Origin of the sequence: Flavobacterium sp. (assembly GCF_043773265.1) — a bacterium.
In the GTDB taxonomy this organism is placed as follows: Bacteria; Bacteroidota; Bacteroidia; order Flavobacteriales; family Flavobacteriaceae; genus Flavobacterium.
The window spans coordinates 1-3,018 of sequence record NZ_JAYVFH010000303.1 but is presented as its reverse complement, the minus strand read 5'-3'; the positions used below and the strand labels follow the sequence as shown (position 1 = coordinate 3,018).

Annotated in this window: 2 protein-coding genes; both read left to right on the top strand. The window is 29.8% G+C overall.

Features of this window, described 5'->3' with window-relative positions:
- The first annotated feature begins 194 nt into the window (after positions 1-194).
- Positions 195-2,435 carry a patatin-like phospholipase family protein gene (locus tag ACH2BO_RS15595; RefSeq protein ID WP_395045654.1) on the top strand — a complete coding sequence of 747 codons (2,241 nt, stop codon included), beginning with the start codon at positions 195-197 and terminating at the stop codon, positions 2,433-2,435.
- Between the two features lie 78 nt (positions 2,436-2,513).
- Positions 2,514-3,018, top strand: a 505-nt coding sequence (locus ACH2BO_RS15590; protein WP_395045653.1) for an amino acid permease, incomplete at its 3' end; no start/stop codon positions are given.

Sequence of the window (3,018 nt, the reverse complement as noted above, 5' to 3'; positions counted from 1 at the left end):
TTTCTGATGTTGTTGGAGTATCAAAAGCCAAAAAAATAACCGACTTTTACCATAAAATCAATAACCAAAATTAGAAGCGAATGGCTTGGGCATTTTTATCTACCATTTTCCTGCATTCCATTACAATTTTTTTCTTTCAAAAAAAGAAAGAAAAAAGATTTTCATTTCATTCAGGGCTAAATAATTTTTGTCTTTTGCAAAAACGCATAACACACAACACACAACGCATAACAATAATTCTAATTTCTATATTCTTTTTTCTATTCTCTCAAAACTCCTTCTCACAAGACACAATTTCTAGAAAAAAAATTGGTTTAGTATTAACTGGTGGTGGCGCAAAAGGATTTGCACACATTGGCGTTTTAAAAGTGCTAGAAGAAGCAGGAATAAAAATAGATTACATTGGCGGCACAAGTATGGGCGCAATAGTTGGCGGTTTGTACGCAACAGGTTATAATGCAAAACAACTAGATTCTATATTCACATCAACCAACTTTGACGAGCTTTTACAAGATTATATACCAAGAACATCCAAAAGTTTTTTCGAAAAACGAAACGACGAAATGTATGCCATTTCACTACCATTTAATAAATTTAGTATAGGAGTACCAATTGCATTATCAAAAGGATTGTATAATTATAATTTACTTGCAAAACTCACACACAATGTACGCCATGTAAGAGATTTTAATAAATTACCAATACCATTTCTTTTCATGGCAACAGATGTAGAAACTGGTAAAGAAGTCCTTTTAAATAAAGGTTATTTACCACATGCATTGCTGGCAAGTTCCTCTTTTCCAACACTTTTTTCACCAGTAGAAATTGATGGAAAACTACTAGTTGATGGCGGAGTTATTAATAATTATCCAATAGACGAAGTAAAAAAACTAGGCGCAGACATTATAATTGGTGTAGATGTTCAAGACGATTTAAAAGATAGAAATTCCTTAAAAGAAGCAACAAGAATATTAGTTCAAATATCTAATTTTCAAATGATAAACGGAATGGATGAAAAAATAAAACGAACAGATATTTACATAAAACCAGATGTTCAAAACTATTCAGTCATATCATTTGATAAAGGCAAAGAAATTATAAAAAAAGGCGAAGAAGCCACATTTGTAGTATATGAAGATTTAAAAAAGCTAATCGTTAAAAACAATAAATACGTAAAACAAAGTCTAAAATACATTAAAGACAGTGTATATATAGATAGAATAGAAATTAATGCATTAAAAAATTACACCAGAGCTTACGTAATAGGACAATTAGGTTTTAAACCCAACACAAAAATTGGTTACAATCAACTAGAAAAAGGAATAAATAAATTAAATGCATCGGGTAACTTTAGCACAATAAATTTTAAGATAAATAAATCAAACACATCAGACGAATTAAATTTAAATTTAATAGAAAGTAAAAATAAAACCTTTTTAAAATTTTCTTTGCATTATGATGGATTGTATAAAAGCGCCGTTTTAACTAATCTTACTCAAAAAAAATCATTATTTAAAAACGATGTTTTATCATTAGATTTAATACTAGGCGATAATTTTAGATACAATTTAGATTATTATATCGATAACGGATTTTATTTTAGCTTTGGCTTTAAATCTAGATACAATCAATTTAATAGAAACGTTGCAACAGATTTTAATGATGGCGAATTGTTTACACAATTAGGAATTAATACATTAAACATAGATTTTTCAGATTTTACAAATCAAGCTTATGTACAAACCATCTTTAAACAAAAATTTTTAGTTGGTGCAGGAGTTGAGTTAAAACACTTAAAAATAAATTCTAAAACTCTTGGCGAAGTTTCATCTACATTTGAAAATAGTGATTATGCAAGCGTTTTTGGCTATTTAAAATACGATTCGTTCGATAATAAATATTTCCCTAAAAACGGATGGTTTTTTAATGGCGATATACAATCGTATTTATATTCAAGTAATTTTTCTGGCAATTTTAATAGATATTCTGTAGTAAAAGGAGACATTGGAATTGCTAAAACAATTTATAAAAAAGTAACATTTAAATTACAATCAGAAGCAGGATTTGCCTTTGGAGAAAAAAGCGTTTCTTTTCAAGATTTTGTTCTTGGTGGTTACGGTTTCAATGCAATAAATAATTTTAAACCATTTTACGGATATGATTTTGTCTCTATTGCAGGCAACAGTTACATAAAAGCTTGTGGTACAGTAGATTTAGAATTTTACAAAAAAAATCATTTAAATTTTGCTGCCAATTTTGCCAATGTAGAAGAGAATTTATTTTCTACAGGAAATTGGATTGCCACACCACAATATTCTGGTTATGCAATTGGTTATGGTTTAGAATCTAGAATTGGACCAATAGAAATAAAATATTCTTGGTCGCCAGAATTACCCAAAGGTTTTGTATGGTTTGGTGTAGGATTTTGGTTTTAAATCATAGAATTTACAAATATTTGTGAAATATTAAACAAAAAAAGTATATTTGAACAGATTATTAAAAAAAGATACATTATGTCTATTTGGAAAAGAAAATCAATTACTAAATTATTATTAGAAGCTAGTGATTCAGAAAAAGGATTAAAAAGAACATTAACTGCTTGGTCACTTGTTGCACTTGGTATTGGAGCAATTATTGGAGCTGGATTATTTGTTAGAACAGCAACAGCAGCTGCACAAAATGCTGGACCATCAGTAACAATTGGTTTTATTGTAGCAGCAATAGGTTGTGCTTTAGCAGGATTGTGTTATGCAGAATTATCGTCATCTATTCCAATTTCTGGAAGTGCTTACACTTATACTTACGCCACAATGGGCGAGCTTTTAGCTTGGATAATTGGTTGGGATTTAATTCTTGAATATGCTGTTGGAGCAGCAACCGTTGGAATTGCTTGGAGCGAATACCTCAATAATTTTCTGGTCAATGTACTGCATACAAGTCCGATACCCTATTCATTATGCCATTCGCCGTTTCAAACATCAGATTTAGGAGAAAGCGGAATGATAAATCTTCCTGCAT